This is a genomic window from Desulfuromonadales bacterium, assembly GCA_035620395.1.
Taxonomy (GTDB): Bacteria; Desulfobacterota; Desulfuromonadia; order Desulfuromonadales; family DASPGW01; genus DASPGW01.
The window spans coordinates 1-5,603 of sequence record DASPGW010000025.1; the positions used below are offsets into that span (position 1 = coordinate 1).

9 protein-coding genes are annotated in these 5,603 nt (G+C 60.4%); 7 read left to right on the plus strand and 2 right to left on the minus strand.

Annotated elements, in window-relative coordinates:
- Positions 1-198: 198 nt before the first annotated feature.
- On the plus strand, positions 199-684 hold the full coding sequence (locus VD811_01480; protein HXV19642.1) for a ferritin family protein: 486 nt from the start codon (positions 199-201) through the stop codon (positions 682-684).
- Between the two features lie 24 nt (positions 685-708).
- Here VD811_01480 and VD811_01485 read toward each other — a convergent pair whose 3' ends face one another.
- Both VD811_01485 and VD811_01490 read right to left on the minus strand, forming a co-directional pair.
- A complete protein-coding gene (locus VD811_01485) occupies positions 709-1,161 on the minus strand; it encodes a DUF309 domain-containing protein (GenBank protein HXV19643.1) in 453 nt (150 codons plus the stop codon).
- A gap of 100 nt (positions 1,162-1,261) precedes the next feature.
- Entirely contained in the window at positions 1,262-1,498 is a 237-nt protein-coding gene (locus VD811_01490; protein ID HXV19644.1) for a hypothetical protein, read from the minus strand.
- 601 nt (positions 1,499-2,099) lie between these two features.
- On the opposite strand from VD811_01490, the gene VD811_01495 reads away from it, so the two are divergent.
- From VD811_01495 to VD811_01520, 6 genes are all read left to right on the plus strand, one after another.
- Entirely contained in the window at positions 2,100-2,324 is a 225-nt protein-coding gene (locus VD811_01495) for a hypothetical protein (protein ID HXV19645.1), read from the plus strand.
- Positions 2,325-2,482: 158 nt separating this feature from the next.
- The gene (locus VD811_01500) at positions 2,483-2,830 is read left to right on the plus strand and encodes a hypothetical protein (protein ID HXV19646.1); all 348 of its coding nucleotides are present in this window, start codon (positions 2,483-2,485) and stop codon (positions 2,828-2,830) included.
- A 165-nt stretch (positions 2,831-2,995) separates the two neighbouring features.
- Entirely contained in the window at positions 2,996-3,430 is a 435-nt protein-coding gene (locus tag VD811_01505) for a hypothetical protein (GenBank protein HXV19647.1), read from the plus strand.
- A gap of 33 nt (positions 3,431-3,463) precedes the next feature.
- Positions 3,464-4,465, plus strand: coding sequence for an alpha/beta hydrolase (locus VD811_01510; GenBank protein ID HXV19648.1), 1,002 nt, complete (start codon positions 3,464-3,466; stop codon positions 4,463-4,465).
- A gap of 199 nt (positions 4,466-4,664) precedes the next feature.
- Positions 4,665-5,240 carry a hypothetical protein gene (locus VD811_01515; protein HXV19649.1) on the plus strand — a complete coding sequence of 192 codons (576 nt, stop codon included), beginning with the start codon at positions 4,665-4,667 and terminating at the stop codon, positions 5,238-5,240.
- 114 nt (positions 5,241-5,354) lie between these two features.
- The coding region (locus VD811_01520; GenBank protein ID HXV19650.1) for a glycine zipper domain-containing protein at positions 5,355-5,603 on the plus strand (249 nt) is incomplete at its 3' end.

Here is a 5,603-nt window from a genome sequence, read left to right on the forward strand (position 1 = left end):
GGGGACGCTTGCAGATGATTCCGCATTCGGCGTTGCCGTTGCCGGACTGGCCGTCGGCGGGAACGTCTTCGTGACCGGCGAAACCTCGGGTGCTCTGGACGGCAACCTCAGCGCCGGCGACTTCGATCTCTTCCTGTCCAAGTTCGACCCGTTCGGCAACCTGCAGTAGAGGGGGAAACTTTTTACGGAGGTTCCGGCATGCGGGACATGGAAAAGATTCTGAGACAACAGGAACTGCAGGTTGCCCTGCGCCGGGCCATCATGACCGAAAAGGATGCGATGGATTATTACCACTACGCCGGCGAGAGAATGTTCAACGAACGGGCCCGGCTCACCTTCCACCTGCTGGCCAGAGAGGAACGGGAGCATGCCCGCTCCTTTTACGATGCTTACCGATGGGATGATCTGCCGCCCTTCGATGAGCTGATGGCAGCGCCGCCGGATTCCGGTTCGGAATGGTGGCAGGCATTGCATCAGACCATGCTCGGCGACTTCGATGAACCGCTCGCCCTGGCCTTGGCCATCGAACGGGAAACCGCCCTCGAAAAGGATCTGCGCTCGATTGCCGAAAAGGTTTCCGACCCCGATGTCCGGGAGGTTTTCCTGCTCAACGCCCGGTTGACTCACCACCATCTGGAGATGGTGGTGCAGGATTACCAGGCCCTGCAGGAAGGCGCCTCCTGATATAAAAAAAGAGGGGCGGCGCTCCTACCCGCTCGCCGCTCCACTTCTCCTGCCTTCCGCCTCTTCCGCCGCTCCGATCACCCGGATCCGCGGGAAAAGCCCGGCAGCCAGAGCCTGCGTTCGTTGCAGGCCGAGAGTCTGAAGGGTCCCCAGAACCTCCTCCGCGCCGCACACCAGCGCCGCCACGTCGATCCCCAGACAAAATGGGCCATACGGACGAAGCAACTCTTTCCCCTTCGCCAGCAGAATCAAGGCCCCCTGCTCGTTTCCCCGCTGGAGATGGTACAGTCCGACGCCGACCTGGAGAACGCCCTGGTAAAGCCGCCGCATCGCCCCCCTTTCCGCCAACCACAACTCTTCCAGCGTCTCGTGGCAGGCGAAGTACTCCCCGGCGTTGAACTGACGGATGCCGACGAGCAACTCCGCGGAGGGATGCCAGGAACAATCCAGCCGTCCTGCCGGTTCTTTTCCGACCATAAGTGACTCACCCGTTCGCAGTGCCCCCCTCCCCGGCAAGGTACACTACAACCCTCGCCCCTTCCCGGCTGCATCCATTTCCCCTTTTCGCACCGGTCTCTCAAGCGCACATCCGGTAATCACAAAACCGGCAGCGCCACTCGTTGAAGACGGTACTGTAGTAGATGGAGTTGCAGTCGGTAGCGAATCCGAGGCCCTCCAGGTCGAAACAACCCTTCACCCCGCATCGGGGACATCGGGCGCCCTCGCCATGCCGAATCGCTCGACCAATTGCCCACTCCAGCAGCACAACCTGTCGCTGCACCACGGTTTCATATTCCTTGCGGGTTTCATACATCTGCCGCTTCTCCTCTCTTTCTTTCATTATAGCCCAACCCGCCCGCTGGCAAGGGGGCAGGCGTACGTCGGCGCTCCCGCGGTCCGCATGCGCCTCAAAAAGAAAGCCGGCCCCCCCGGCACCCTGCCCGGTAGGCCGACTGATTTCAGGTACGTGCCATCCAGAGCTGCTCGTCTCACCGGGACCACCGCCCCGTGAAGATCACGCCGCACCCTTGGGTCAATGGAGGCCACTGATCAAGTCGGCCCGCCGCTCCCTGCCCCGATAGAGGCAGCCACCTGTCCCGCGAATGGCGTCGCGACCTACGACTACCCAGCCACTGCCACGCCTGAAGAACGTAACCTGATCGGATTCCAGCATCCTGTCCAGAACCTGAGAGGAGACTATTTCCTCGGTCCCGTTTTTTAGCATGACCGGAACCATCATCGCTTCCACCCCCTTTCCTCCTTCCTCTACTATTATTTTATCAGGGAGTTGCCTTCGTCGCATGGCTATCCGCAGCACCGAGGGCGGACGGCGCGACGGCCCCGGCATTTGACTGAGAAGGACCGGGGGAGGTATTCTATTATTAGAGAGTAATTAAAGTCCGGTAGGGGAAGAGTTGGAAAATACCTTCCCGATTTGCCGTGAGGAAAAGGAGACCGATATGAAGGACATAGAGAAAAGTGAAAAAGGCACACCGGAAAAAACAACTCACGTGAAGATCTGCAAGACGGATTTCGAGATTTCGGGCGCCATGAGAAAAGTAATGGCCCTCGGGGGTGGTGAGTACCTGTCGAAACACGAGGTGGGTGCCAAGATCACACCAGAACCGTTTGGCCCCTGATAATGAACTCCGGAATTGTCACCCTGATGGAATGGGGCGGCCCTAAAGACCGCCCCATATTTCCATCGGCACGTTGCGGGATCCAATCGCCAGGCGGGACGAGGGCATAAACCTCCTGCGCAGGCTATAATTGAAGGGCACAGAAACGGGAGGACTCCATGACGGAAAGACGGTCAACGCGTTGGTGGTTCGGCCTCATCATTCTGCTGCTGGTTTGGGGTTGCGCCTCGACCGGCGCCCGTACCGACCGCAGCCCAGAGCTCCTGGCGAAGAGCTATGCCGCCATGTCCGATGCAGAGCTGCAGACCTATTACTACCAGCTCAACGACCAGATCGCGAAAGTCGAGCGGTCGGCAACCGGCAGCAGGGGAGGTGCCGGGGGCGGCAGCTATCCCGCGCGGGCAGAGGTCAGCGGTAAGGTTTCGGGACAGACGGTGGCGGACCAACTGCGTGACCGGCGCAACGAAGTACGGACGGAGATGAGCAGGCGTGGACTTCGACCATAGCCTGCCGGGGTACCCCACACGTTTGTTCCTCTGCTCAGCCCGCTGCATTCCGTATACAATATTTCTATCGCGCCAACCTGAGATTGTGCTAATATCTCACCAGGGTATTTTCCGTTCCCCGGCACTGGCCTTTTGTCCTTTTCTACCACCCGGAAGCGAGGCTCTATGCGACCGAGAACGATCATCCTGGAGAGCGACAATCGTCTACGCGAGTTGTTGGCCGTCCTCCTGACAAGCCGCGGACATGAAGTCCATGCCTACGCCTATCCCGTCACCTGCCCTCTCTACCAGCACCCGGACGGCACCTGTCCGCAGGCAAACCCCTGCGCCGACCTTCTGATCACCGACATGCAGATGTCCGCCATGAGCGGACTCGATTTATTACAACTGCAGGCGGAGAAGGGCTGCAAGATGGCGGTGCGCCACAAGCTGCTTCTTGCCGCTGAGCTTTCAGAAGACCAGAAACGTCTGGCTGGAGACCTCGGCTGCGTCGTCGCCCACAAGCCGTTCGAAATCCCCGAACTGTTCGACCGGGTGGCCGAATGCGAGAGCCGCATCCGGGATGAACGGTGCCTGGGAAAGATCCAGTTGAACAGCTGATCCCGGCATCCTCGATAGCAGGAGGATATGAGCATGCGCCGGATCTTTTTGCTGCTTCTCTTTCTCGCCGTGCCGCTGAGCTCCGCTGCCGCGGAACGACCCGTCTACGGCCCCCACCTGCAAGGGTTCGCTTACCCCCACCCGACCGCTGACTTCGCCTTCGAATCGCAACGGCAGAACCTCCACATGACCTATATGGACGTGCGACCGGCCAAGCCGAACGGCCGCACGGTGGTGCTGCTGCACGGCAAGAACTTCTGTGGCGCGACCTGGGAAGGGACCATGAAGGCGCTGAGCGAGGCGGGCTTTCGTGTGGTGGCGCCCGACCAGATCGGGTTTTGCAAGTCGAGCAAGCCGGCGCAGTATCAGTTCAGCTTCCATCAACTGGCCGTGAATACCAGCGCGCTGCTGGCGAGTCTGGAGATCGGGAAGATTACGGTCATGGGACATTCGATGGGCGGGATGCTCGCCGTCCGCTATGCGCTCCTCTTCCCGGGGCAGGTGGAGCAGTTGGTGCTTGTCAACCCGATCGGCCTGGAAGACTGGAAGGCGCTGGGGGTCCCGTATCGAACGGTGGACGCGTGGTACGAACGCGAATTGAAGGTGAACGCCGAAGGCATCCGCCGATACCAGGTGAACACCTATTATGCCGGGCAGTGGCGGCCCGAATACGATCGGTGGGTGGAGATGCAGGCGGGGATGCTCCGTGGGCCGGGACGCGAGGCAGTAGCCTGGAATTCCGCCCTGACCGCCGACATGATCATGACGCAGCCGGTGCTCTACGAATTCGGCCTTCTGCAGATGCCAACCCTGCTGCTGATTGGCGAACAGGACAACACTGCCCCCGGCAAGGACACCGCACCACCGGAGCTGCAGCAGAAGCTGGGCAACTACCGGCGCCTCGGAGCAGAGACTGCCGCGCGCATTCCCAAGGCCCGCCTGCTCACCTTCCCGGACCTCGGTCATTCACCGCAGATCCAGGCGCCGGACCGCTTCCATAAGGCTCTGCTGGAGGGCCTGGCCATGGTCCGCTGAAAACTGCATTTACCAATGCCCCGTAGCTCTGAGCAGGGGCTTTCCCCTTCCCACCCCAGAAATACCCCTGTTTTAAACCGAAGGACAACCAAGGTGCAACCTGCCAGTGTTTTTCCTCAGCCGGAGAATTGGCAGGGATAGTGCAATCCCTGTATTGATATTCGGATAGTCTCAAGTCTTTTGGAAAGGATCTCTCACCATGAAAAAAGCACTTCTCGTGCTCCTTGCTGCCGGTCTTTGCGGTGCTTCGCCGGCCATTGCCGCGGACATTGGTTACGACCTCAACATCCATATTGGCAACCGGTCGCCGGCGCCAATAATTGTCGACGAGCCTCCGTTATTTCTCGTGCCTGCAGCGCTCGGTTTTCAGGTGGCGGTAGGTGTCCCCTACGACATGTTTCGCATCGACGGTAGATACTATCTTTGTAAGGATGAAGTCTGGTACGCCGCCCCTGGCTATGGTGGCCCGTGGATCGTACTGAAGCGCGACCGACTTCCGCCCGGCCTGGCCAAACGCAGGTACGCCGAAATAATCGCCTTGCGCAACGAGGAATACGGACGCTACAAACGAAAACATGACCACTATCGCCGGGACAGGGACCACGACCGCAGAGACCATGACCACTATCGCAGGGACCACGACCACCACCGCGGGGACCGGGACCATCTCCGCGGGGACCGGGACCACTACGCAGGGAAGACCTACCATTCCGGAAAGGCAGAAAAAGAGGGTCACGGCAACGGAAAAAACAAAAACAAGAGGGGCGATGACTGAGTCGCTGCTGCGAACCGGCAGCGGCCTCGACAACCAAGGGCGGACGCCCAGGCTCGCCTATTCAGGAAACCAGGCGAAGGTAATTCCCTGCAAACCCATCTCAAGGAGAAGATCATGAAAAGAACACTTGTTATTTGCCTCGCTGTCGCCCTGACCGCTGCGGGCTGCGCCCAGCCGATGACCAAGACGCAGAAGGGCGCCGCCATCGGTACGGGCATCGGTGCGGCGGCCGGCGCCGGCCTCGGCCAGGCCATCGGCGGCGACACCAAGGGGACGCTGCTCGGTGCCGGCATCGGCGCGGTGGTCGGCGGCCTGGCCGGCGGCTCGATCGGCCGCTACATGGACAACCAGGAAGCGTCGATG